Genomic DNA, 24,431 nt, shown 5'->3' on the forward strand with positions numbered 1-24,431 from the left:
GGCGGGGGACGGAACAATGATCTTCGGACTGGACGGGGTCGAAGTCGGCCTCATCATCATCTTCCTCTGTCTCTTCGCAGGCATTCTCTCGGGCTTTCCGGTGGCCTTCGCCATCGGCGGCTCGGCAGTCATCGCCTTCGGGATCATCGCCGCGCTCGATTCGGCGGGGCTGCTCATCCATGAGGCCGTGGACACCACCAGCGAAGCCTATCGCGCGCTGGTCGACTCCGGCGTCAACCCGCTGATCATCTCGAAATTCCGCTACCCAGATTTGCCGACCGTCGCCGAGCATGTCTTTCCCGGCGGCTGGGAGCAGGCGCTTGACCGCAACATCTCCTTCATCGTCAACCGGATGAACGAGCGCGTCTTCGCCGGTCAGTCGATCGAGACGCTGCTGGCGGTGCTGATGTTCGTCCTCATGGGCATCACGCTGGAGCGCTCGCGCATCGCCGAGGATCTGCTGACGACCATGGCCCGCGTCTTCGGGCCGCTGCCCGGCGGACTGGCGGTGTCGATCGTGGTGGTGGGTGCCTTTCTTGCCGCCTCCACCGGCATTGTCGGCGCCACGGTGGTGACGATGGGGCTTCTGGCGCTGCCGACGATGCTGCGCAACAACTACTCGCCCGAGCTTGCCACGGGCGTGATCGCCGCTTCGGGCACGCTCGGGCAGATCATCCCGCCCTCAATCGTCATCGTGCTGCTGGGAACGCTTGCCGGTGACCTTTACTCGGCCGCGCAGGAGACACGCGCCCAGTCGGTGGGCTGCTCGGATGCGCTCACCTATCTCGGTCAGGCGGCGGTGGTCTCGGTGGGCACGCTGTTTCAGGCGGCGATCCTGCCGGGGATCATGTTGGCCTTCCTCTACGCCGCCTACGCCTTCGGCTTTGCGCTCCTCAACCCCTCCAAGGCCCCGCCCGTGCATGGCGGCAGTGTCGGCTCGGAGCCGGTGACGCGCGCGGAGGCGCTTACCTGGTTCCTGTTCGTGCCGGCGGGCGTGATCGCGGGCGCCATCCTGATGACCTTCGTCGGGCTTGCCGGAAGCCAGGACATCACCGTTGATACCTTCTCCGACGCCGGCCAGACCGCCTCGCTGCGCACCAACGTCTCCGAGCAGTGCAAGAAGGCGATGATCGAGCTGCACGGGCAGGAGGCGTGGGACCGCGCCGTGGCCGAGCAGGCCGCCATCGACGCCGCCGGCGGGGTGGACACCGGCCACAAGCTCAGCCCCGAGGAGATCGAGGCTGCGCGGGCCGAGAAGATCGCCAACGCCGCGCCGATCGGCACCGGCGTGCTGACCATGTTCACGCTCCTGGCGCTCGTGCTGGTGCTTGCGCGCGGCGTGTCCCCCTCCTCCGATCCCCGCCCGCTCCTGATCGGGGCAGGGGGCGTGGTGCTCGGTCTTCTGGTCGATGCCTTCCTGATCTCGCCGGTGACAACACCGGGCACGACGACGGTGCTTCTGGCTGTCCCGATGCTGCTGACGCTCTACGGCTGCCGTTACGCGGCGAAGATCCTCGGCCGCAATGACCTGTTGCGCGTGGTTTTCCCGCCGCTCGTGCTGATCGTGGCGGTGCTGGGCTCGATCCTTGGCGGCATCACCAACCCCACGCCGGCCGCGGCGCTCGGTGCGGGCGGAGCGATCATGCTTGCCGCCTACCGCAAGCTGCAGGATCAGAACCGCTCGGGCAAGATCATCATCCAGGCGGCCTTCGCCATCCTCATCATGATCCTGATCGGGGTGAACTTCGATCTCCGCGTGGGTGTGGTCGAGACGCTGCCCGAGCAGTGGATCGCCTATGTGGTCGCGCAGGGCGCCTATTACTACGCGATCTTCGGCATCCTCTATTCCTGCTGGGTGCTGTGGTCGATGAAGGTTCTGCCGCCCATCGTGCGGGAGACGGCCAAGGTCACCTCGATGGTCTTCACCATCCTGATCGGCTCGCAGCTTCTGAACCTGGTGGTGATCTCCTTCGGGGGCGAGCATTACATCCAGAGCTTCCTGCGCAGCTTCGATCAGGAATGGGTGGTGTTCCTGATCGTCATGCTGGTGCTGTTCCTGCTCGGCTTCGTGCTCGACTTCCTCGAGATCATCTACATCGTGGTGCCGATCGTGGGCCCGGTGATCTACGGCGGCACGATGGACCCGAAATGGGTCACCATCATGATCGCCGTCAACCTGCAGACCTCCTTCCTCACCCCACCCTTCGGCTTTGCGCTGTTCTATCTGCGCGGGGTGGCGCCTAAGGAAGTGACCACGGGGCACATCTACCGCGGCATCATTCCCTTCGTGATCATCCAGGTGCTGGGGCTTGCGCTTCTGTGGCTGTTCCCCGAGGTGGTCACGATCGTGCCGGACCTGATGCCGAAAGGGTAGCCCACACACGCAATCGGCGCATTGCCCACGCCCGGCCGTCCTGGCCGGGCGTTCTACATGTGCACGAGGCGCATGTGCGCCAGGCGAGGCGAAACCACACGGCGCGGCGGCGCCTGCGCGCGGCCGTGACCCTTGACGACCCGCACGAGACCGGATCCGCGCCGGCCGCTGCGCTCCATGCCGCGCGCCGGCGAAGCACGCCCCGGCGCAACATCACCCTGGGCCAAATACCCCCGCCGGAGGCCGTGGCCGGGCGGGGCTCGATGCCCCGCCCGGACGCGTCCTACTCCTCCCACCAGACGCCGGTGAGATCGTTGGCCTGGGTCGGCGCGTCCTTCCAGAGCCCGCGCAGCCGGGCGTCGGCCACGCCGGTGCGGGCGAGCTGGAACAGATAGCCGTTGACGAAATCCTTGGCGATGATCGCCTGCGCCGCGCCCAGCATCGCCGCCTGCTTCGTCGGATCGGTGGTGCGCCCATACTCCGCCATCAGCTTCTGGAAGGCGGGGTTGTCATACTGGAAATAGTAGTCGGGCCGGGCATAGATGCCGATGTCCATCGGTTCGGTATGGCTGACGATGGTCAGGTCATAGTCCTTGCCGCGGAACACCTGCTCGAGCCATTGCGCCCATTCGAGGTTCTCGATCCGGGTCTCGATCCCGACCGCCCTGAGCTGGGAGGCCACTATCTCGCCCCCGCGCCGCGCGTAGGAAGGCGGCGGCAGCTTCAGGCTCAGCGTCAGCCCCTCGCCGTAGCCCGCCTCGGCCAGAAGCCGCTTCGACCTCTCCGGGTCGTAGTCGGAGATCGCCGTCAGATCGACGTAGGCGGGGTTGTGCGGGGCGAAATGGGTGCCGATGGGCGTGCCGTAACCGAACATCGCGCCCTCGATGATTTCCTGCCGGTTGATTGCATGGGCGATCGCCTCGCGCACGCGCACATCCGCCAGGGGCCCCGCCTTGTTGTTGGTCGACAGGATCGTCTCCCCTTCCGTCGAGCCGATCAGGAGCTGAAAGCGCGGATCGGCGGCGAATTGCGCCAGCGTCTCGGGCGCGGGGTAGCCGGGGAAGGCGTCGATGTCGCCGGCCATCATCGCGGCGAAGGCGGCGGTGGGGTCGGAGATGAACTTGAAGGTCGCCGATTTCAGCTTCGGCTTCGGCCCCCAATAGGCGGGGTTCTCCACGAGCTCGATGCGGTCGCCCTGCACCCAGCGCGAGAACCGGAACGGCCCGGTGCCGACGGGGTTTGTGGCGTTCTGGTCGGCCGTCTCGGGGGCCACGATCACCGCATCGCCCCAGGCCATCTTGACCGGAAAATTGCCGTCCGGGCTTGAAAGCGTGACCCGGACGGTGAGCGGGTCGATCACTTCCACCGACTCGATGCCGGCGAAGAGCTGCTTCTGCGCGTTCTTCGAATCGGGCGCGCGGGCGCGGTCGAGGCTGAATTTCACGTCCTCGGCGTTCATCGCCGTGCCGTCGTGAAAGCGCACCCCGTCATGGAGATGGAAGGTGTAGACGGTGCCGTCCTCGCTCACCTCCCAGCTCTTGGCGAGGGCGGGGGCAATCGAGCCGTCGGCGCGGTAGCGGGTGAGCCCCTCGAAGACATTGGCATAGACCACCTCGTCGATCGCCGCTGCGGCGCCGGCCGTGGGGTCGAGGTTCGGCGGCTCGAGCTGCATGCCGACGACGATGCTGTCGCGGGCCGTGGCGGCCCCGCCGGACAGGGCAAGGGCGATGGCGCAGAGCACCAGCCTCCAGAGCGATGAAATGGGCATGGCGTGGCTCCTCCTCCCGATGCGTCGCGACAACTGGCTGACGTGTTTCCATGTTCGCCGTGATGCCTGCTCCGATCAAGACAAACCCGCGCCGCGCGGTTTGGCCCAGGGTGGTCGCATTCTTTCTGCGCTGCAGCTATAAGCGCGCCGGAGACGTCAGAGCGGAGGAGACCGCAACCGATGAGCGCCGGAACGGCCAGCGACAAGAGCGCGCGCGTGACACCCGCGCATATCCGGGCGATGAAGGGCGAGCGGCCCATCGTCAGCCTCACCGCCTACACAACGCCGATGGCGCGGCTGATCGACCGGCACTGCGATGTCGTGCTGGTGGGCGACAGCGTGGGCATGGTGCTGCACGGGCTTCCCGACACGCTTGGCGTGAGCCTTGAGATGATGTGCCTGCACGGCGCGGCGGTGGCGCGCGGGCTCGAGCGCGCGCTCCTCGTCGTCGACATGCCCTTCGGCAGCTACGAGGAGGGCCCGGCGCACGCCTTCCGCAACGCCGCGCGGATCATGGCAGAGACCGGGGCGGGCGCGGTCAAGCTCGAGGGCGGGCGGCAGATGGCCGAGACCATTGCCTTTCTCGTTGCCCGCGGCATTCCGGTGATGGCGCATGTGGGGCTGACGCCGCAATCGGTGCATGTCTTCGGCGGCTACCGGGTGCAGGGGCGGGGGGCGGATCGCGCCCGCGTTCTGGACGATGCCCGCGCCGTGGCCGAGGCCGGCGCCTTCGCAGTGGTGCTTGAGAAACTGCCCGCGAGCCTCGCCGACGAGATCACCGCCGCGGTGGAGATCCCCACCATCGGCATCGGCGCCTCTGCGGGCTGCGACGGACAGATTCTCGTCACCGAGGACATGCTCGGACTCTTCACGGACTTCAGGCCGAAATTCGTGCGCCGCTTCGCCGAGCTTGGCGCCGCCGCAGAAGCGGCGATTGCCGAATATGCCGAGGAGGTGCGCGCGCGCCGCTTCCCCGGCCCCGAGCATGTCTATGCCGACACGCCGCAGGAGGCGGGGCGATGAGCGCGCCCGGCCTGCCGCCCGTGATCGAGCGCATCTCCGCCCTGCGCCAGACGGTCACGGCTTGGAAGAAAGAAGGAGCGCGCGTTGGCGTGGTGCCGACCATGGGCGCGCTGCATGAGGGGCACCTGAGCCTTGTGCGCGCGGCGCGCGAAGGGGCGGAGCGGGTGATCGTGACGATCTTCGTCAACCCCGCCCAGTTCAATGACCCCGAGGATCTGAAGAAATACCCCCGCGACCTTGCCGGCGACCTCGCGCTGCTCGCGCCTTTAGGCGTTGACGCCGTGTTCGCGCCGCCCGTCGAGGAGGTCTATCCGCCGGGCTTTGCCACCAGCGTGCATGTGGCCGGCGTCTCCGAGGGGCTCTGCGGAGCCGGGCGGCCGGGGCATTTCGACGGGGTGGCGACGGTGGTGGCCAAACTCTTCAACATGACCGCCGCCGATCGCGCCTGGTTCGGTGAGAAGGACTGGCAGCAGCTTCAGGTCGTGCGCCGCCTCGCCCGCGATCTCGACATCCCCGTCGAGGTAATCGGCTGCCCCACCGTGCGCGAGGCCGACGGGCTGGCGCTCTCCTCGCGCAACCGGCTTCTCAGCGCCGAGGCGCGCGCCCGTGCCCCGGCACTCTACCGCGCGCTTTGCGATGCGGCGGCGGCGCTCGAGGCGGGGGAGGCGGCGCCTGACGCGCTTGAGTGCGCCCGCCGGGCAATCCTTGCCGCCGGCTTCGAGCGCGTCGAGTATCTCGAGCTGCGTGCCGAGGCGGACATGGCCCCCATGGAGGCCCTGAGCGCGCCTGCCCGCCTGCTCGCGGCTGCCTGGCTCGAGGGGGTCCGGCTCATCGACAACATCGCGCTCGCGCCGCGCTGAAGGCCCTTGCCATGCGCGGCGCAGGCGCCGAAGGGTGGGGCGAGCGACGAGAGGAGACACGGGGATGAGCGAGGTGAAGGTTGCCCTGATCACGGCCGGCGGCAGCGGCATGGGGGCGGATGCGGCGCGGCGGCTGGCCGCCGATGGCTACAAGGTGGGCATCCTCTCGTCCTCGGGCCGCGGGCAGGCGCTCGGCGAGGAGCTGGGCGGCTTCGGCGTGACCGGCTCCAACCTCGACCCCAACGCGCATCTGGCGCTTGTGGAGGGTGCGATGGAGCGCTGGGGGCGCATCGACGCGCTGGTGAACTCCGCCGGTCACGGGCCGAAGGGCGACATCCTCAAGCTGTCCGATGACGACTGGCACGAGGGGATGGAGGTTTATTTGCTCAACGTCATCCGCCCTTCGCGCCTCGTCGCCCCGATCATGGCCGCCCAAGGCGGGGGCGCGATCGTGAACATCTCCACCTTCGCGGTTTTCGAGCCCGACCCAATGTTTCCGACCTCGGGCGTGTTCCGCGCGGGGCTGGCCAGTTTCACCAAGCTTTTCGCCGACAAGTTCGCGCCGCAAGGCGTGCGCATGAACAACGTGCTGCCGGGCTTCATCGACAGCCTTCCCGAGACGGAGGAGCGGCGCGCGCGCATCCCCATGGGCCGCTACGGGCTGATGCGCGAGGTCTCCGCGCTCATCGCCTATCTCGTCTCTGACGATGCGGCCTACATCACCGGCCAGAACATCCGCATCGACGGCGGGCTCACCCGCTCGGTCTGAGGCGCGCGCCCCCTAGCCGCCCTCGTCCCCGTCCTCGGGCAAAAGCCGCATCACGCCGACGGCGGCGGCACGGGCAAGCTCGGGGTCGAGCGACATCGGGATGTATTCGCCGCGCCGCCACAGCTCGCCCAGATCGTCGTAGTGGCGCGAGAGCGGGTGGCCCGACTGGCCGGTGGAGATGATGAACACCGAGGCGTCGGGGTCGGCGAAGTCGTAGACGCCTCTGTAACCCGCGCCATGAACATTGAGAAACGGGTTCGGGCCGGAGCCCTTGGTGCGCCCGCGCATCAAGGTGTTGTCCCCACCCGAGGTGGACTGGTGGATGTTCACGAACCATTTCAGAAACGGGATGTCGCCCAGCACCTGATGGTCGTGGGTGGCCTGATGCGCGTCGCCCCAGCGCAGGCTTTCGAGATCGGTGCCCCATTTCTCGCCGATCCACACGAGCGCATCATCAAGCGCCATGCGCGCGATGTCGGTGCAGCTTTCCTGCGCGGTTGACTGGCGGATGTCGCACCAGGCCGAGGCGCCGCCCACGTCGCGAAAGACGCGCTCGATGAACAGCGGCTCGAGATGGCTGAAGGCCGCGGCAAGGGGCCCGAGCTCGTCGCGGATCAGGCGGTCCTGCAGCGCGCGCATCCATGCCGCATAGATCAGCGGCTCGGGCAGGTGCTCGTTCATCTCGCCGTTCCAGTCGGCCAGCATGGCCAGCGCGCGCTGGCGCAGCCGCTCGGGCGTGCCCTCCGGGGCGGCTTCGCCGGTGAACCACAGCTCCCGCGCCACCAGTGGCAGGAGTGACCGCGCGGTGGGCGAGACGCTGTCGAGCTGGGCCTCTATGAAGCTCTCGCGGGTGTGCACTTCACGGTCCTGCATCAGCTTGCGCCAGCGCTGGATGCGCTGCGTGTCCCCCCACGTATAGGAGACGTGAAGCGGAAAGGGCCGCTCCACCATCTTGTTATTGGTGTTGCCCAGAATGCCGCCGGGTGGGTTGATGAACTCGGGATTCTGCGAATAGGGCAGGGTGCCCTTCCAGCGGTTCGCGGCCACCCATCCGGGGCTTGGCATGCGCCCCCTGGTCTGATGCGCAGGGTCGCGCTCGGGCATGGCGCCGATCAGCTTCATGGCGATGCCGCCGCTGTCGGCCAGCGTGAGGTTCTGGGCAGGAGCCACGAACAGCGCGCCGGCCGCGATGGCTTCGCGCACCGATTGCGCCCGCATCAGCCGGATGAGCGCCGTCATGGAGGTGTCGCGCTCGGTCAGCAGCGTCCAGGACAGGCTCGTCACATGGCCGGGCGGCGTGATGGCGGCGAGGTCGAAGAAGCGGCCGGGGATCACCGGGCCGTTCTCCGTCCAGCGCAGGGTGATGGTGCGGGCGCTGCCGTCGGCGAGGTGGATGATCGAGTCGCGCCGGCGCATTTCGGCAAAGCCTTTTGGCGTGCGCACGCGCTCGGGGTTGTCGGGGTCGAGCTCCTCGATGAAGAGATCCTGGTCGTCGAGATAGGCGGAGGTCAGCCCCCAGCCGAGCTTGTCGGACCGGCCGACAAGCACGCCGGGCACGCCGGGGATCGTGCCGCCGATCACCCCCCCGGTGGAAAGCTCGAGCCGCGCCAGATACCAGATCGAGGGCGCGGTGAAGCCCAGATGCGGGTCATTGGCCAGAAGCGTGCCGCCCGACGCCGAGCGCGAGGGCGCCGCCGCCCAGGCGTTGGAGGCGCCGGCGAGCCCGCGCGGGGCGACGGGCATCAACGGCGGGGCGGACTGGTCGGGCGGCGTCGAGAGCGCCGTCTTCACGTCGAGCGAGGGGAAGAGGCTGGCATAGTCGGGCAGCGCGGCAATGCCCGGCCCCGGCACAGCGGGAAGGATGTCGGCCACCCGCGCGGGCGGCAGCGCCAGGGTGAGCCGCGCGCGCAGCACCTCATCGGCCAGATGCGAGGAGAGCTGCACGCCCATCAGCTTGATGACCGCAATCGAATCGGCCGGCTGCCAGGGAGCGATCTCGTTGGAGAAGATGAAGAACTCCGGCGCGCCGCGCCCCTTGGCGCCTTCGTTCACCTCCTTAAGCCAGGCATTGACCCCGGCGGCGTAGGCTTCCAGCGCGGCGCGGGTGTCGGCATCCTGATGCTCGACGGCCGCCTGCGAGAGGCGGTAGAGGTCGAGCCGCCGCATCAGCTCGTCCACCCGCAGCGTGCGCTCCCCGAAAAGTTCCGAGAGCCGGCCCTGCGCGGTACGGCGGAGCATGGTCATCTGCCACAGCCGGTCCTGGGCATGGGCGAAACCGAGGCCGAAAAAGACATCCCTGTCGGTCGCGCCGAAGATGTGCGGCACGCCGGCGTGGTCGCGCACGATCTCCACCGGGGCGGTGATGCCCTCGACCGCATGTTCGGCCGAGTAGTCCACCAGCGACCGGGAGGCGAGCCAGTAGGCCAGCAGGAGGCCGCCCAGGGCGAGCGCGGCGACCACGACAAAGAGGCGCAGGAGCCAACGGAAGAGCGTCAGCATCCTGCACCGCGGCTTTCGGGGAGGGGGATCAGGTTGACGGTTGCAATCATCTGGGCCATGCCCTCCGTGTTAGTGCGCCGGCGCGGCGGTGACAATGTGGAGGTAGGAACATGGCAAAAGTTGCGTTTCTGGGTCTGGGCGTGATGGGCTATCCGATGGCGGGCCACCTGAAGAAGGCCGGCCACGACGTCACCGTCTACAACCGCTCCGCGGCAAAGGCCGAGAAGTGGGTGGCCGAATACGGTGGCGAGATGGCGCCGACGCCTGCCGAGGCCGCGCGCGGAAAGGAGTTCGTCATGTCCTGCGTGGGCAACGACGACGACCTGCGCGCCGTCTGCCTTGGCGCGAACGGGGCGTTCTCCACGATGCAGCCAGGCTCGATCTTCGTGGACCACACGACGGTTTCGGCCAAGGTCACGCGCGAGCTGCATGCCATCGCCGCCGAGAAGGGCATCGGCTTTCTCGACGCGCCGATCTCGGGCGGCCAGGCCGGGGCCGAGAATGGTCAGCTTTCGGTCATGTGCGGCGGCGAGGAGGAGGTCTTCGCCCGCGCCGAGCCGATCATTGCCGCCTATGCGAAGATCTGTAGGCTGATCGGGCCTTCGGGTGCGGGGCAGCTCACGAAGATGTGCAACCAGATCGCGATTGCGGGTCTCGTGCAGGCGCTGTCCGAAGCGCTGCATTTCGCCGAGAAGGCCGGGCTTGACGGACGCAAGGTGGTCGAGGTCATCAGCCAGGGAGCGGCCGGGTCGTGGCAGATGTCGAACCGCTACGAGACGATGCTCGAGGGCAAGTTCGACTTCGGCTTCGCGGTGGACTGGATGCGCAAGGATCTCGGCATCTGCCTCGATACCGCCGACGAGATCATGGCCACCCTGCCGGTGACCGCGCTCGTGGACCAGTTTTACAAGGATGTGCAGAAGATGGGCGGCGGGCGCTGGGACACCTCGAGCCTCATTCAGCTTCTGCGCCGCTCGGGCTGAGGCGCCACGCGCGTCACCCCTCGGTCCGCATCGCCGCGATCTCCTCGGCGATGCGGGCGATGCCCTCTCTGATGCGCTCGCGCGGGATCGAGCCGTAGCCGAGGCGGAAGTGGCGCGCGGCTTCGGCCCCCGGGCTTCCGGCCGAGAAGAAGGCAGCGCCGGGCTCGATCAGCACCTCGCGCCGGGCGAGCCTTTCGGCAAGCCGGGCGCTGTCGATGCCTTCGGGGGCGCGGATCCAGAAGGACGAGCCGCCGTGGGCGCCGGCGCCGGCAATCTCGAGCCCGGCGGCGCGGATCGCCCGCTCCATCTCCTCCCGCCGCGCCGCCAGCGCGCGCCCGAGCCGCTGGATCTGCGCGTCGTAATGGCCGAGCGAGAGGTAGTAGGCGGCGGTGCGCTGGGTGTGACCGGGCGCATGGCGCAGAACCGCCGCGCGCAGGGCGCGTGCCTCGGCGATGAAGGGAGCGGGTCCGACGAGATAGCCGAGCCTCAGCCCCGGAAACAGCGCCTTCGAAAAGGAACCCGCATAGATCACCCGCCCGTCGGCATCGAGCGATTTGAGTGCCGGCAGCGGCGCCTTCAGATAGGCCATCTCGAATTCGTAGTCGTCCTCCACCACCACCGCGCCGAGCTGCCGTGCCCGGTCGAGAATCGCCCGCCGGCGCGCCCGCGGCATGGTCGCCGAGGTCGGGCACTGGTGCGAGGGTGTGGTGAAGATGGCCGCCACGCCTTCGGGAATGGCCTCGGGCGGCAGGCCGTCACCGTCCACCGGCACCGGGAGGAGCCGGCAGCCGGTCTGGGCGAGTATGTCGCGCAGGGCGGGGTAGGAGGGGTCTTCCACCGCCGCAGCGCGCTCCGGCGAAAGCAGCAACTGCGCGGTGAGCCACAGCGCGTTCTGTGCACCGAGGGTGACGAGAATTTCGTCCGGCCCCGCACGTATGCCGCGCCGCGGCAGGATATGGCGGGCGATGAACTCGACAAGAAGCGGGTCGTCGGCGTCGTGCTGGTCGGCGGTCAGGGTGTCGATGTCCTTCTGCCCGAGCGCGCGGATGGCACACTGCCGCCAGCCGGAATGGTCGAAGAGCGCGGGGTCGGGCTGGCCGTAGATGAAGGGAAAGCGGAAACGCCGCCAGTCGCGCGGCTTTCGGAGCCCGGCGCCGCCCGAGGCGCGCCGCGCAAGTGTCCTCTGCCAGTCCACCGGCTGGCCCGGCGCGGGGGCAGGGGGAAGCGCGGCCGGCCGCGGCGCGCTCTGCGACACGTAAAATCCCGACCGCCCGCGCGCGGTGAGATAGTCGTTGGCGAGAAGCTCCGCATAGGCGAGCGTCACGGTGATCCGGCTCACCCCGAGATGCGCGGCGAGCCGGCGCGTGGAGGGCAGCTTCTCGCCCGGCTTCAGCCGGCCCGAGAGGATCTCCTCGGCCACCATCTGCTGTATGCGCGCCTGCAGCGTGCCCGGCGCCTCGGGATCGAGAAAGAAGGACTCAACCGGAACGGCCATGACCGAAAACTAGACCGCGGCGCGCGCGGGGAAAAGCCGGGGGCGGCTCACGCGCGCAGCGCAAACCCCTCGATGAGCTGCCGCAGCCCCAGCGCGGCGCCCGCGATGATCGACAGGAAGGTGACCGGCGCGCCGTAATAGAGCAGCGAGAAGGCCGAGACCCCCTGGCCGATGGTGCAGCCCATCGCCACCGCCGCACCGATCCCCATGAGCGCCGCGCCGAGGATCTGGCGCTTGAGCTCGCGCGGATCCTCGCAGGCCTCCCAGCGGAAGTGCCCCTTGAGAAGCGAGCCGAGAAAGGCGCCCGCGAGCACGCCCGCCACCGAGCCCACGCCGAAGCTGAGCGAGGAGCCCGAGGCCGTCATCAGCCACAGCATGGCCTCGCCCACCGGCTCGGCGAAGGTATGAGAGATGACCGGAACGGCGCGAAAGGTTGCCTCTGCAAGCCAGGCCGTGCTCGCCCAGCCCGAGACCACCGCGAGGCCCACGAGCGCCCCCCAGAAAACGGTTGAACGCTTTTCGACCCGCCCCAAAAGGCCCAGCGCCCCGAAGAGCAGTGCCACTCCGGCGACACAGCCAACGAGGGCGGGTGAAATCCCGAGGGCTTCCCCGAGCCGCAGCGAAAGCCCCGGCATCGCCCCGCCCTCCGCAGGCGTCTGCGGAAAGGCCCACAGCCGGAGCCGCGCCACAGGCCCTGAAAGCGCGAAGTACGACGACAGCCCGACCACCACCACGATCACGAAGGCGCGCATGTCGCCTCCGCCCAGCCGGGCGAGCGCGCCATAAGGGCAGTTTCCGGCAAGGGCCATGCCATAGCCGAACACGACCCCGCCGAGGATCGAGGCATGCGGCGCCCAGGACCGCCGCAGATAGGCCGTGTCCTCGGGCGGAATGAGGCCCGCGCCCATCAGCAGATGGGTGCCGATCACCGCCACACCGATCGCGATCAGCCACATGCGCATGCGCTGGTCGCTGCCCTGATAGAGGATGTCCTCGATGGCGCCCAGCGTGCAGAACCGGCCAATACGCGCGGCGAGGCCAAGCATGAGGCCGCCGGCGGCACCCGCAAGAGCGGCAGCCCCACTGGCGCCAAAGCTGTCGAGAAGCAGCTCGAGCATCCCCTCCCCCTTGCGCGCCGCCCCGCGACCCGCAGGGTGGACATGCCTAGTCCTCGCCGGCGCAGAACAGCTCGTAGATAAGTTCGAGTATCCGTTTGGGCCGATCGTCGGTCAAGGAATAGTAGATCGTCTTGCCCTCGCGGCGAGGCGTGACGAGGCCCTCGAGCCGCAGGCGCGCCAGCTGCTGGGAAACCGCCGCCTGCCGGGCGGACAGAAGCCGCTCGAGTTCGGTAACCGATTTCTCGCCGCTGACCAGATGACACAGGATCATCAGCCTTCCCTCGTGGCTGAGAGCCTTCAGCAGGTTGGAGGCCTCCTGCGCCTTGGCGGCGATGCGGTCGAGCTCTTCGTCGCTCATCTCGCTCGAGATTGCCGGAAGCGCCATCGTTCCTGTCCCTGTCTGCCCTTCGCAACCTGCGGACCCGTCAGCGTGCGAGAGACTTACCGTTTCAGTCCGGTTTCGTCAAAGCCCGAGTGCCGCGGGTCCGGCCTCGGACGGGTCGCCAAGGTGCTTGTCGAGCAGCATCCCAAGGAGCGCCCAGAAGAAATCGTCGCCCGGATATCCCTCGATCCGGTCAAGCTCGCGGCCGTCGCGGACAAGCAGGAAGGTGGGTGTAAAGCTCACGGGCCGTTCGAGCTTGAGTTGCGCCAACTCGGGGCTGTGCAGTTCGACCCGCCGCAGGGGGGCGCGGCGCCCTTCCTCGGTCTTGGGGTAGATCGGGCCGATCTGCGCGTTCCATGTCTCGCACCAGATGCAGCCATGCTCCTCGACCATCACGAGCTCCAGTCCGCCGGAGGGCCCGGCCGCCTCGCTCGCGCGCAGTGGGGCGGGCGCCGCGAGCACTAGGAGGGAGGCGATCAGGCCAGCCATCGCGGCGCGCATCAACGGCAACGGCGCGCGCATCATGTGCCGCAACGCCGCGATGAGCAGCGCCGCGCGGCGCGCGCGGGGTGTCGTTCTGTCTTGCATCATGGCCATCATGGCTGCCGATCCCGCCGCGAGGCATGTCCCATCAACGTTCAATCCCCGGCTGCCGCTCGGACCGCTGGCGCAAGCCGACCGTCGCGTCACACGTCCCGTTCCATCACGGGCTGGCAGCCCGCGAGGCGAGGATCGGCGTGCTGCGGCAAGCGGCGACGAGCGGCGACAAGACCCTTGATCTTCGATCAATCTAATTTGAATATGTTCATCAATCAAGCGGATCGTTCCGATGTTCGACATCTCCTTTCTTGGCGCCGCGCTGGCCGGGCTGCTTTCGTTCTTCACTCCCTGCGTGCTGCCGATGGTGCCGTTCTATCTCGCCTACATGGCGGGCATCTCGATGAACGAGCTGCGCGGCGACGGGCAGATCTCGCGCGGCGCGCAGCGGCGGCTGGTGATCTCTGCGGTTGCCTTCGCGCTCGGGGTGACCACGATTTTCGTGCTGATGGGAATGGGGGCGACGGCGGCCGGCGAGCTCTTTGCCACCTGGCGGCGGCAGCTGGCCTGGGTCGCGGCGGCGATACTTTTCGTCTTCGGCCTCCATTTCCTCGGTGTCCTGCGCATCCCGCTGCTCTATCGGGAGGCGCGGCTTGAGTCGAAGGCCGAGCCCTCCACGCTCTTCGGGGCCTATCTGATGGGGCTCGCGTTCGGCTTTGGCTGGACGCCCTGCGTGGGGCCGGCGCTGGCCTCGATCCTCATGATCGCGAGCGGCATGGGAGACGTGATGCGCGGGGGGCTGTTGCTCCTTGTCTACGGTATCTCGATGACGGCGCCCTTCGTGGTGGCGGCGCTGTTCGCGCGACCGTTCCTTTCCTGGGTGCAGCGCCACCGCCGCTATCTCGGCCATGTGGAGAAGGCGATGGGGCTGATGCTCATCCTGTTCGCCGTGCTGATTGCCACCGACGGGGTGAACAGGATCGCGGCACTGATGATCGAATGGTTCCCGTGGTTCACGAGCATCGGCTGAAAGTGACCATGCGGGCAGAGGAGGAGGTTTGCACCATGAGACTGACAAGACGGTTCACCCTCGCGGCGGGCGCTTCGTTCGCGGCGGCCACGGCGGTGGCGCCCGCGCTCCTGTGGAGCGCGGCGGAGGCGGCGACGATCCAGCCCGGCGATGACGGGCTTTATCACCCGGACTGGGTGCGCGAGACCTTCAAGGATCTGCGCGAAGACTTCGAGGAGGCGAAGGCCGAGGGCAAGCGGCTTCTGATAATGGTCGAACAGAGGGGCTGCATCTACTGCAAGAAGATGCACGAGGAGGTGTTCACCGACCCGCGGATCGAGAAGATGCTGCGGGAGGTGTATTTTCCCATCCAGATCAACCTTCATGGCGATCTGGAAGTGATCGACACCGATGGCACCGTGCTGACGGAGAAGGAGGCGACGGCACGCTGGCGCATCCTGTTCACGCCGACGCTGATCTTCATGCCGACCGAGCTTGACCCCATGAAGAACGCCATCGAGCAGGCGGTTGCGGTCATGCCCGGCGCCTTCGGCCGTAGCACCACGCTCGACATGCTCACCTGGGTGGCCGAGGAGCGCTACCGCGATCAGTCCGAGGAGGACTTCCAGCGCTACCATGCGCGCAAGATTAGCGAGCGCGCGAACGGCAATAACGAATGAGATGCCACTGCGGGAAGGAGGCAAAGCTACATTCAAAGTTGCGAATTCAATGTTGCGAGCGCCGCAGGGAATGGTGTAGCGTTCCGCAAACAAGGGATTAGGGGAGGAATCATGATCAGAACCCTGACAGCGGCCTCGATCCTGCTGGCCGGAGGCGTGGCGGCGCAGGCTGGCGCGGTGCCGCCGATCGAGGTCCAGTACGACGAGTACGGAGCCGTCGCGCAGTCGCTCACGGGCGTGCCGGGCAACCCGGAAGAGGGCGCGAAAGTGATGACCACGCGCGGTCTTGGCAACTGCATCGCCTGCCACGAGGTGACGGCGCTGTCCGAGTATCCGTTCCACGGCAATGTCGGTCCCAGCCTTGACGGCGTGGCCGACCGTTGGACCGAGGCCGAGCTGCGCGGCATCGTCGCCGATGCGAAGAAGACCTTTCCCGACACGGTGATGATCTCCTTCTACAAGGATCGCGGTTTCATCCGGCCGGGCATCGGCTTCACCGGCAAGCCCGCGGAGGAACCGCTCGAGCCGCTGCTGACGGCGCAGCAGATCGAGGATGTGGTCGCCTTTCTGATGACCCTCAAGGAAGAGTGATCGGCCGGGCACAGCCGCCGATCGGCGCAATCCGCTCCGCCACGCGCGGGGTGCCACGATCAGGAGAGATTTGATGAAACTGAGCAGACGCGACGCGATGGTTCTTGGTGCCGGCGCGGGCCTTGCCACGCTCCTGCCCATCCGGGCGATGGCCGCGGGCGAGGAGCAGATTGCGGCCTTCACCGGCGGCGCCGAGGTGGGTGAGGGCGGCATCACGCTGACCGCGCCCGAGATCGCCGAGAACGGCAACACCGTGCCGATCGAGGTTGAAGCGCCGGGGGCGGAGGCGATTCTCGTGCTGGCGCTGGGCAACCCGCGGCCGGAGGTGATGACGGCGAATTTCGGACCCCTCGCAGGCAGCCAGCGCGTGGCCACGCGCATCCGGCTGGCCAAGACCCAGGACGTGCTGGCGATCGCCAAGATGGCCGACGGCCGCTTCGTTCAGGCCAAGTCCACCGTGAAAGTGACCATCGGCGGCTGCGGCGGCTGAGCGGAACCAGACAGGAGAGAAGAGCAATGGCAGCTGGTGTCAAACCCCGCGTGAAGGTTCCGAAGTCGGCTTCTGCCGGCGAGGTGATCACCATCAAGACCCTGATCAACCACCCGATGGAATCAGGTCAGCGCAAGGATTCGAACGGCAACATCATTCCCCGTTCGATCATCAACCGCTTCACCTGCGACTTCAACGGCCAGAACGTGATCGACATCACGCTCGAGCCGGCGATCTCGACCAACCCCTACTTCGAGTTCGACGCGAAGGTGCCGGAAGCGGGCGAGTTCAAGTTCACCTGGTATGATGACGACGGCTCGGTCTACGAGGAGACCAGCAAGATCAAGGTCGGCTGAGTGTCAGGCGCGGGGAGGAGAAACATGAACGATCTGAAGAAGATCGCGCTGGGCTCGGCGCTGGCCATCGGCGCCGGGCTCGGGCTCGCGGGCGGCGCGTCGGCTGATCCCGATGAGGATCAGCTGATCATCAACGGCGAGATCGAGATCATCACCGAGGCGCCGGCGCCGGAGCACCTGAGAGATCGGATCGACACGATCTATTCGGGCTGGAGGTTCCGCTCCGACGAAACCCAGGCCATCCAGACGGACGATTTCACCAACCCCGCTATGATTGCGGTCGAGGCGGCGGCGGAGGTCTGGGAAACGCCGGACGGCGCGGCGGGCAAGTCCTGCGCCTCCTGTCATGGTGCGGTCGAGGACGGCATGAAGGGGGTGCGCGCGGTCTATCCCAAGTGGAACGAGAAGGCCGGCGAGGTGCGCACGCTCGAGATGCAGATCAACGCCTGCCGCACCGAGCACATGCAGGCCGAGCCATGGAAATACGACGGCAACGACATGGTCAACATGACCGCGCTGATCGCCTCGGTCTCGCGCGGCATGCCGGTGAACGTCGCCATCGACGGGCCCGCGCGCGAGACCTGGGAATGGGGCAGGGAGCTCTACTACACGCGCACGGGTCAGCTTGAACTGTCCTGCGCCTCCTGCCACGAGCTCAATTACGGGCGCATGATCCGTGCCGACCACCTGAGCCAGGGGCAGATCAATGGCTTCCCGACCTACCGGTTGAAGAACGCCAAGCTGAACTCGGTGCACTCGCGCTTCAAGGGGTGCGTGCGTGACACGCGCGCGGCGACTTATCCGGTGGGCAGCCCCGAGTTCGTGGCGCTTGAGCTTTACGTCGCCTCGCGCGGCAACGGGCTGAGCGTCGAGGGGCCCTCGGTCCGCAACTGATCGAGAATTTGCCCGCGCCGGGAGGGCTCGGCGCGGGTTTTTTGGACTTAATACATTCACAGTATCGCATGTGAATGATTGTGCCGGGAAATGGGCACAATGGGGACGAGACGGGACCGACAAGGGGGAGGCCGGGGATGATCTCGCGGCGAGACTTTCTTCAGGGGGCGATGGCGGCCGCCTCGATCTACGGCGCCTCGGGCTTTGGAAATTTCTCGCGGCTCGCCGCGCAGCAGCGCATGACGCAGGATGACCTGCTCGCCTTCGAGCCCATGGGCAACGTCACCCTCATCCACCTGACCGACATTCACGCCCAGCTCAAGCCCATCTGGTTCCGCGAGCCCGAGATCAACATCGGCGTGGGCGAGGCGCGGGGCAAGGTGCCGCACATAACCGGCGCGGCCTTCCGCCGGCTTTACGGCATAGAGGACGGCTCGCCGCTGCACTACGCGCTCACCTATGACGATTTCGTCGCCCTTGCCCGCACCTATGGCAAGATGGGCGGGCTCGACCGCATCGCCACCGTGGTCAACGCCATCCGCGCCGAGCGGCCCGGCGCGCTCCTGCTCGACGGCGGCGACACCTGGCACGGCTCCTACACCTGCTATCACACGCAAGGCCAGGACGTGGTCAATGCCATGAACGCGCTCAAGCCCGATGCGATGACCTTCCACTGGGAGTTCACGCTCGGCTCCGAGCGCGTGCGCGAGATCGTCGAGAACCTGCCCTTCGCCGCGCTCGGGCAGAACATCTTCGATGCCGAGTGGGACGAGCCGGCGGAGCTGTTCAAGCCCTACGAGCTCTTCGAGCAGAACGGCACGCTCATCGCCGTGATCGGCCAGGCCTTCCCCTATCTGCCGATCGCCAATCCGCGCTGGATGTTCCCCGAATACTCCTTCGGCATCCGCGAGCAACACATGCAGGAGATGGTCAACGAGGTGCGCGATCAGGGGGCGCAACTCGTCGTCGTGCTCTCGCACAACGGCTTTGACGTTGACCGCAAGATGGCGCGGCGGGTGCCGGGCATCGACATCATCCTGTCGGGCCATACCCATGACGCGCTGCCCGAGCCGGTGCAGGTTGGCAACACGATCATCGTGGCCTCGGGCTCGAACGGCAAGTTCGTCAGCCGCGTGGACGTGGATGTGCGCGACGGGCGCATGATGGGCTGGCGGCACAAGCTGATCCCGATCTTCTCCGACGTCATCGCGCCCGACCCGGAGGTCGCGGCAATCGTCGATGCCGAGCGCGCGCCGCATCTGGAAGCACTCAGGGAGGTGATCGGCCATACCGACAGCCTTCTCTACCGGCGCGGCAACTTCAACGGCAGTTGGGACGACCTGATCTGCCAGGCGCTGCTTGAGGAGCGCGAGGCCGAGATCGCGCTCTCGCCCGGCGTGCGCTGGGGACCGTCGCTCCTGCCCGACGAGGACATCACCCGCGAGGACATCTTCGGCGTGACCTCCATGACCTATGGTCAGGCGTACCGCACCGAGATGACCGGTGAGTTCCTGAAGGTGGTGATGGAGGATGTCGCGGACAACCTCTTCAACCCCGACCCCTACTACCAGCAGGGCGGCGACATGGTGCGCGTGGGTGGCATGGGCTACCGCATCGACGTCACCAAGCCGCAGGGAGAGCGCATCTCGGAGATGACGCTTCTGGCCACGGGCGAGCCCATCGACCCGGCCCGCAGCTACGTCGTGGCCGGATGGGCCAGCGTCAACGAGGGCACCGAGGGGCCGCAGATCTGGGACGTGGTGGAGGCCTACATCCGCCGCAAGGGCACGATCAGCGTGCCGCCGAATACTTCGGTGAAGGTCGAGGGCGCATGAGCGCCGCGACACACCGCGCAACTGGCAGGCTCCGGCCGCGTACCGGCGGCCGGGCAACTGGAAAGGAGAGCTTCATGGCTGACGGGTTCGACAGTCGGCATGGCGGGCAGGGCGCCTCGCGCCGGGCCTTCCTGAAGGGCAGTGTCGCGGCCGTGGGTGGTGCCGCGGCAGTCGCCGCGGGCGCCGCCGCCGCGGCGGAGGGCGATCCGCTGATCCTCGAGGTACAGGAATGGGCCTCGGGGCTGGGCGACGGGGTGGATGCGGTTCCCTACGGGATGCCGATCCGCTTCGAGTCGGATGTGATCCGGCGGCATGTCGAATGGCTCACCGCCGACCCCCGTTCCTCGGTCAACTTCACGCCCATTCACGCCCTTGACGGCACCATCACCCCGCAGGGCTGCGCCTTCGAGCGTCACCATTCGGGGGCGATCGAGCTGAGCAAGCAGGACTACCGGCTGATGATCAACGGGCTGGTCGAGCGCCCGCTGGTCTTCACCTACTGGGACCTGGAGCGCTTCCCGCGGGAAAACCACGTCTATTTCTGCGAATGCGCGGCGAACACGGGCATGGAGTGGAAGGGCGCCCAGCTCAACGGCGCGCAGTTCACCCATGGCATGATCCACAACATGGAATACACCGGCGTGCCGCTGCGCATCCTGCTCGAGGAAGCAGGCGTGAAGCCCGAGGGCAGCTGGATCTATGTCGAAGGCCATGACGCCTCCTCCAACGGCCGCTCCATCCCGATGGAAAAGGCGCTCGACGATGTACTTGTGGCCTTCAAGGCCAATGGCGAGGCGCTGCGCAAGGAGCATGGCTATCCCGTCCGGCTTGTGGTGCCGGGCTGGGAAGGCAACATGTGGGTGAAGTGGTTGCGCCGCGTCGAAGTCACCGACGGCCCGGTCGAAAGCCGCGAGGAAACCTCGAAATACACCGACCTTCTGGCCAATGGCATCGCGCGCAAGTGGACCTGGGTGATGGACGCCAAGTCGGTCATCACCTCGCCGAGCCCGCAGTCGCCGATCCTGCACGGGCCGGGGCCGCTGGTGATCACCGGCCTTGCCTGGTCGGGCCATGGGGCGATCACGCGCGTCGATGTCAGCCTCGACGGCGGCGTCAGCTGGCAGCAGGCGCGGCTGGCGCAGCCGGGCCAGCCCAAGGCGCTCACGCGCTTCTATCTCGAGATCGACTGGGACGGCTCGGAGATGTTCCTGCAGAGCCGGGCCATGGACGAGACGGGCTATGTCCAGCCCACCAAGGACGAGCTGCGCGCCATCCGCGGCACCAACTCGATCTATCACAACAACGGCATCCAGACCTGGTGGGTCAAGCCGAACGGAGAGGCGGAAAATGTCGAGGTTTCTTGAGTTCGGCGCGCCGGCTGCGGCCGCCGTGGTGGCGGTCCTGGCCTACAACTTTGGCGATCGCTTCGTGACGCCCATGCCCGAGCTGCCTGATCGCTCGGAGGCGATCGCGAAATACACGGCGCCGCCGCCCTCGCCGCTGATGGCCGCCGTGGCCGAGGGGCACGCGGAGGGGCGCTACGGGCTCGGCCGGCCGGCGACGCCCGACGAGATCGCCGCCTGGGATGTCAACGTCATGCCCGACGGGCGCGGCCTGCCGCCGGGATCGGGCTCGGTCGAGGACGGCGAGGTGCTGTTTGCCGACAACTGCGCCGTCTGTCACGGTGACTTTGCCGAAGGTGTCGATCGCTGGCCGCCGCTGGCGGGCGGGATCGGCACGCTGACCGAAGAGCGCCCGCACAAGACGGTGGGCAGCTACTGGCCCTATCTTTCGACGGCGTGGGACTATGTGCACCGCTCCATGCCCTTTGGCGCGGCGCAGACGCTGAGCCCCGACGAGGTCTATGCCATCGTCGCCTACATTCTTTACTCCAACGATCTGGTGGACAGCGACTTCGTGCTCTCCGACGAGAACTTTCTCGATGTCGAGATGCCCAACGCCAACGGCTTCATCGTCGATGACCGGCCCGAGACCGAATATCCGCTGTTCCGTCGCGAGCCCTGCATGAGCGGCTGCAAGGACGGCCCGGTCGAGGTCACGATGCGGGCGGTGGTGCTCGACGTGACGCCGGAACAGGCCGAAGCGCGGCAGGCACGCGAAACGCAGGCCGCGACGGGCGATGAGGCCGGTGCCGTGGAGGCTCCCGCGGCCGCGGAGGAAACCGCGTTGCAGGAGGCGGCGGTCGAGGCACCCTCGGGCGCGCAGCCGGAGACGGGCGGGGTGGTGATCGACCCGGCCCTTGCCGCGGCAGGCGAGAAGGTCTTCCGCAAGTGCCAGTCCTGCCACCAGGTGGGCGAGGGCGCCAAGAACCGCTCCGGCCCGCACCTCAGCGGGATCGTCGGGCGCCCCGTGGCCGCAGCCGAAGGTTTCCGCTACTCGGCGGAGATGAAGGCCATGGGCGAGGCCGGCGAAGTGTGGACGCCCGAGCGGCTGGCCCGGTTCCTCGCCGATCCGAAGGGTGACGTGAAGGGCACGAAGATGTCCTTCAGGGGGCTCAACAAGCCCGAGGACATTGCCGCGGTCATCGCCTATCTGGCGCAGTTCCAGTGAGTTGAGGAGATGAGAGGATCGGCAATCCTGTTTTCCCTCCTCGTTGCCGCCGCCGGGGCGTTCCCGGCGGCGGCTGCCGAGCTGATCGGGGATGCGGAAAGGGGGCGCGAGCTCTTCCGGCAATGTTCGGGGTGCCATGAGGTGGGCCCCGGAGCCAGGAACCGCATCGGCCCGCATCTGAACGGAATATTCGGCCGTCGCGCCGCCTCGGTGGACGGCTTTTTCTATTCCAAGGCGCTCAGACGCGCGGGGGCGGACGGGCTCGTGTGGCACCTCGACACGCTTGACGCCTACATCGCGAATCCGAAGGTGCTCGTCTCGGGCACGCGCATGAGCTACCGCGGCATGAAGAACGCGGAGGATCGTGCCGATCTTCTGGCCTATCTGCGCCAGTTTTCCGACAACCCGCGCGACATCCCGGAGGCCGACCCGACGGCAGTGCGGCGCGAGGTGGAGCTTGCGCCCGATGTTCTGGCGATCAAGGGCGATCCCGAATACGGCGAATACCTGGCCAGCGAGTGCAAGACCTGCCATCAGGCCTCGGGCCGTGACGACGGCATCCCCTCCATTACCATGTGGCCGGAGGAGGATTTCGTGATTGCGATGCATGCCTACAAGCAGAAGCTGCGCCCCCACCCGGTGATGCAGATGATTGCCGAGCGGCTTTCCAACGAAGAGATCGCGGCCCTGGCCGCGTATTTCGCCACGCTGAAGGAGGAGTGACGGCGAAGGCGTCGGCGACAGGGATTAAAAAGAGGCCGGAGCGCGGCCCGACCAGTCCCCGATTTTCATGGATCCCAAAGGGAGGACAAGGGATGAAACTGAACAGACGGACATTCATCGGAGCCTCGGCGGCAGCGGCATCGGCGCTGGCGGCGCCCACGGTCTGGGGCGCGGCGCATGGCCGGCCCAAGGTCGTGGTGATCGGCGGCGGCGCCGGCGGTGCGACGGCCGCGCGCTACATCGCCAAGGACAGCGACGGCGGCATCGACGTGACGCTCGTCGAGCCCACGCGCAAGTACTACACCTGCTTCTTCTCCAACCTCTATCTCGGCGGTTTCCGCGACTTCGAGTCACTCGGCCACACCTATGGCAAGCTCGCCTCGGACTACGGCATCAACGTGGTGCACGACTGGGCCGTGGGGGTGGACCGCGACGCGCGCAAGGTGACGCTGGCCTCGGGCGCCGTGCTCGACTACGACCGTCTGGTGATCTCGCCCGGCATCGACTTCGTCGAGGGCTCGGTCCCTGGCTGGGACATCAACGCGCAGAACGAAATGCCGCACGCCTACAAGGCCGGCAGCCAGACCCAGCTGCTCAAGGCGCAGGTGGAGAACATGCGCGAGGGCGGGCTCTTTGCCATGGTGGCGCCTCCGAACCCCTACCGTTGCCCGCCGGGGCCCTATGAGCGCGTCTCGATGGTCGCGCACGTGCTCAAGGCGAAGAACCCCACCGCCAAGATCCTCATCCTCGATCCCAAGGAAAAGTTCTCCAAGCAGGCGCTGTTCGAGGAGGGATGGCAGAAGCACTACCCTGGCATGATCGAGCGCATCGGCCCCGATTTCGGCGGCGACAAGGTGGAGGTGCGTCCTGACAGCATGGAGGTGGTCATCGACGGCGAGGTGCAGAAGGTGGATGTCTGCAACGTCATCCCCGCCCAGAAGGCCGGGCGCATCTGCGAGCTTGCCGGCATCACCGACGGGCGCTGGGCACCCGTGGTGCCGCACACGATGCAGAGCCGGATGGACGAGAACATTCACGTGCTCGGTGACGCCTCGGCGCAGGGCGACATGCCCAAGTCCGGCTTCTCGGCCAACAGTCAGGCGAAGGTCTGCGCCACGGCGGTGCGGGGCGCGCTCACCGGCTCCAAGGTGTTCCCGGCGAAGTTCTCCAACACCTGCTGGTCGCTGGTCGCCACTGACGACGGCATCAAGGTGGGGGCGACCTACGAGGCGACCGACGAGAAGATAGCATCCACCGGCGGCTTCGTGAGCCAGACCGGGGAGGATCCCGAGCTGCGCAAGCGCACCTACGAGGAATCGCTTGGCTGGTATGCCGGCATCACCGCCGACATGTTCGGCTGACCGGCAGGGAGATGCGCGGGGGGCGGATCAGCCCGCCCTCCGAGGCAACGCGGCGGCCTTGACGCAGGTCAAGGCAAAACCCGGCCCTGGCCGTGCAGGCTGCGGGCGACAAT

22 protein-coding genes are annotated in these 24,431 nt (G+C 67.4%); 16 read left to right on the plus strand and 6 right to left on the minus strand.

Annotated elements, in window-relative coordinates:
• Positions 1-16 precede the first annotated feature (16 nt).
• On the plus strand, positions 17-2,374 hold the full coding sequence (locus BLQ14_RS13365) for a TRAP transporter large permease (RefSeq protein ID WP_092501072.1): 2,358 nt from the start codon (positions 17-19) through the stop codon (positions 2,372-2,374).
• Positions 2,375-2,657: 283 nt separating this feature from the next.
• On the opposite strand, the gene BLQ14_RS13370 is transcribed toward BLQ14_RS13365, so the two are convergent.
• Positions 2,658-4,142 (minus strand): ABC transporter substrate-binding protein, encoded by a 1,485-nt coding sequence (locus tag BLQ14_RS13370; protein ID WP_092501073.1) that lies wholly within the window; start codon positions 4,140-4,142, stop codon positions 2,658-2,660.
• Positions 4,143-4,322: 180 nt separating this feature from the next.
• Here BLQ14_RS13370 and panB point away from each other — a divergent pair, with 180 nt between their 5' ends.
• The 3 genes from panB (at position 4,323) to BLQ14_RS13385 (ending at position 6,794) form a co-directional block, all read left to right on the plus strand.
• Positions 4,323-5,165 carry a 3-methyl-2-oxobutanoate hydroxymethyltransferase gene (gene panB, locus BLQ14_RS13375; protein WP_092501074.1) on the plus strand — a complete coding sequence of 281 codons (843 nt, stop codon included), beginning with the start codon at positions 4,323-4,325 and terminating at the stop codon, positions 5,163-5,165.
• Between the two features lie 11 nt (positions 5,166-5,176).
• Positions 5,177-6,025 carry a pantoate--beta-alanine ligase gene (gene panC, locus BLQ14_RS13380; RefSeq protein ID WP_170068467.1) on the plus strand — a complete coding sequence of 283 codons (849 nt, stop codon included), beginning with the start codon at positions 5,177-5,179 and terminating at the stop codon, positions 6,023-6,025.
• A 64-nt stretch (positions 6,026-6,089) separates the two neighbouring features.
• Positions 6,090-6,794, plus strand: coding sequence for an SDR family oxidoreductase (locus BLQ14_RS13385; RefSeq protein WP_092501076.1), 705 nt, complete (start codon positions 6,090-6,092; stop codon positions 6,792-6,794).
• Positions 6,795-6,806: 12 nt separating this feature from the next.
• On the opposite strand, the gene BLQ14_RS13390 is transcribed toward BLQ14_RS13385, so the two are convergent.
• Positions 6,807-9,293, minus strand: coding sequence for a penicillin acylase family protein (locus BLQ14_RS13390; RefSeq protein WP_092501077.1), 2,487 nt, complete (start codon positions 9,291-9,293; stop codon positions 6,807-6,809).
• A 110-nt stretch (positions 9,294-9,403) separates the two neighbouring features.
• Here BLQ14_RS13390 and BLQ14_RS13395 point away from each other — a divergent pair, with 110 nt between their 5' ends.
• On the plus strand, positions 9,404-10,276 hold the full coding sequence (locus BLQ14_RS13395) for an NAD(P)-dependent oxidoreductase (RefSeq protein ID WP_092501078.1): 873 nt from the start codon (positions 9,404-9,406) through the stop codon (positions 10,274-10,276).
• 13 nt (positions 10,277-10,289) lie between these two features.
• On the opposite strand, the gene pdxR is transcribed toward BLQ14_RS13395, so the two are convergent.
• The 4 genes from pdxR to BLQ14_RS13415 form a co-directional block, all read right to left on the minus strand.
• Positions 10,290-11,771, minus strand: coding sequence for a MocR-like pyridoxine biosynthesis transcription factor PdxR (gene pdxR / locus BLQ14_RS13400; RefSeq protein WP_092501079.1), 1,482 nt, complete (start codon positions 11,769-11,771; stop codon positions 10,290-10,292).
• A 47-nt stretch (positions 11,772-11,818) separates the two neighbouring features.
• The gene (locus BLQ14_RS13405) at positions 11,819-12,889 is read right to left on the minus strand and encodes a YeeE/YedE family protein (RefSeq protein WP_092501080.1); all 1,071 of its coding nucleotides are present in this window, start codon (positions 12,887-12,889) and stop codon (positions 11,819-11,821) included.
• A 46-nt stretch (positions 12,890-12,935) separates the two neighbouring features.
• Positions 12,936-13,274 carry an ArsR/SmtB family transcription factor gene (locus tag BLQ14_RS13410; protein WP_092501081.1) on the minus strand — a complete coding sequence of 113 codons (339 nt, stop codon included), beginning with the start codon at positions 13,272-13,274 and terminating at the stop codon, positions 12,936-12,938.
• A 78-nt stretch (positions 13,275-13,352) separates the two neighbouring features.
• Positions 13,353-13,859: a hypothetical protein gene (locus BLQ14_RS13415; protein ID WP_342670245.1), complete on the minus strand. Its 507-nt coding sequence runs from the start codon at positions 13,857-13,859 to the stop codon at positions 13,353-13,355.
• 241 nt (positions 13,860-14,100) lie between these two features.
• Between BLQ14_RS13415 and BLQ14_RS13420 the strand changes: the two genes are divergently transcribed.
• The 11 genes from BLQ14_RS13420 to BLQ14_RS13470 all read left to right on the plus strand — a co-directional run bounded on the left by BLQ14_RS13420 (position 14,101) and on the right by BLQ14_RS13470 (position 24,318).
• Positions 14,101-14,838 (plus strand): cytochrome c biogenesis CcdA family protein, encoded by a 738-nt coding sequence (locus tag BLQ14_RS13420; protein ID WP_092501082.1) that lies wholly within the window; start codon positions 14,101-14,103, stop codon positions 14,836-14,838.
• A gap of 35 nt (positions 14,839-14,873) precedes the next feature.
• On the plus strand, positions 14,874-15,497 hold the full coding sequence (locus BLQ14_RS13425; protein WP_092501126.1) for a thioredoxin family protein: 624 nt from the start codon (positions 14,874-14,876) through the stop codon (positions 15,495-15,497).
• Positions 15,498-15,608: 111 nt separating this feature from the next.
• Positions 15,609-16,088, plus strand: a complete 480-nt coding sequence (soxX, locus tag BLQ14_RS13430; RefSeq protein ID WP_092501083.1) for a sulfur oxidation c-type cytochrome SoxX — start codon at positions 15,609-15,611, stop codon at positions 16,086-16,088.
• A 73-nt stretch (positions 16,089-16,161) separates the two neighbouring features.
• Complete coding sequence (gene soxY / locus BLQ14_RS13435) at positions 16,162-16,578, plus strand: thiosulfate oxidation carrier protein SoxY (RefSeq protein WP_092501084.1); 417 nt, start codon at positions 16,162-16,164, stop codon at positions 16,576-16,578.
• 26 nt (positions 16,579-16,604) lie between these two features.
• Positions 16,605-16,934: a thiosulfate oxidation carrier complex protein SoxZ gene (gene soxZ, locus BLQ14_RS13440; protein ID WP_092501085.1), complete on the plus strand. Its 330-nt coding sequence runs from the start codon at positions 16,605-16,607 to the stop codon at positions 16,932-16,934.
• A gap of 24 nt (positions 16,935-16,958) precedes the next feature.
• A complete protein-coding gene (gene soxA, locus BLQ14_RS13445) occupies positions 16,959-17,828 on the plus strand; it encodes a sulfur oxidation c-type cytochrome SoxA (protein ID WP_092501086.1) in 870 nt (289 codons plus the stop codon).
• A 137-nt stretch (positions 17,829-17,965) separates the two neighbouring features.
• On the plus strand, positions 17,966-19,663 hold the full coding sequence (gene soxB / locus BLQ14_RS13450; protein ID WP_092501087.1) for a thiosulfohydrolase SoxB: 1,698 nt from the start codon (positions 17,966-17,968) through the stop codon (positions 19,661-19,663).
• 74 nt (positions 19,664-19,737) lie between these two features.
• The gene (gene soxC, locus BLQ14_RS13455; protein ID WP_092501088.1) at positions 19,738-21,027 is read left to right on the plus strand and encodes a sulfite dehydrogenase; all 1,290 of its coding nucleotides are present in this window, start codon (positions 19,738-19,740) and stop codon (positions 21,025-21,027) included.
• On the plus strand, positions 21,011-22,234 hold the full coding sequence (locus tag BLQ14_RS13460) for a c-type cytochrome (protein ID WP_092501089.1): 1,224 nt from the start codon (positions 21,011-21,013) through the stop codon (positions 22,232-22,234). Before soxC ends, BLQ14_RS13460 begins: the two co-directional genes overlap by 17 nt.
• Before the next feature lie 9 nt (positions 22,235-22,243).
• The gene (locus BLQ14_RS13465; RefSeq protein ID WP_092501090.1) at positions 22,244-22,957 is read left to right on the plus strand and encodes a c-type cytochrome; all 714 of its coding nucleotides are present in this window, start codon (positions 22,244-22,246) and stop codon (positions 22,955-22,957) included.
• A 92-nt stretch (positions 22,958-23,049) separates the two neighbouring features.
• Positions 23,050-24,318 carry an NAD(P)/FAD-dependent oxidoreductase gene (locus BLQ14_RS13470; RefSeq protein WP_092501091.1) on the plus strand — a complete coding sequence of 423 codons (1,269 nt, stop codon included), beginning with the start codon at positions 23,050-23,052 and terminating at the stop codon, positions 24,316-24,318.
• The last annotated feature ends 113 nt before the right edge of the window (positions 24,319-24,431 follow it).

The organism is Meinhardsimonia xiamenensis, from assembly GCF_900102905.1.
Classification (GTDB): domain Bacteria; phylum Pseudomonadota; class Alphaproteobacteria; order Rhodobacterales; family Rhodobacteraceae; genus Meinhardsimonia; species Meinhardsimonia xiamenensis.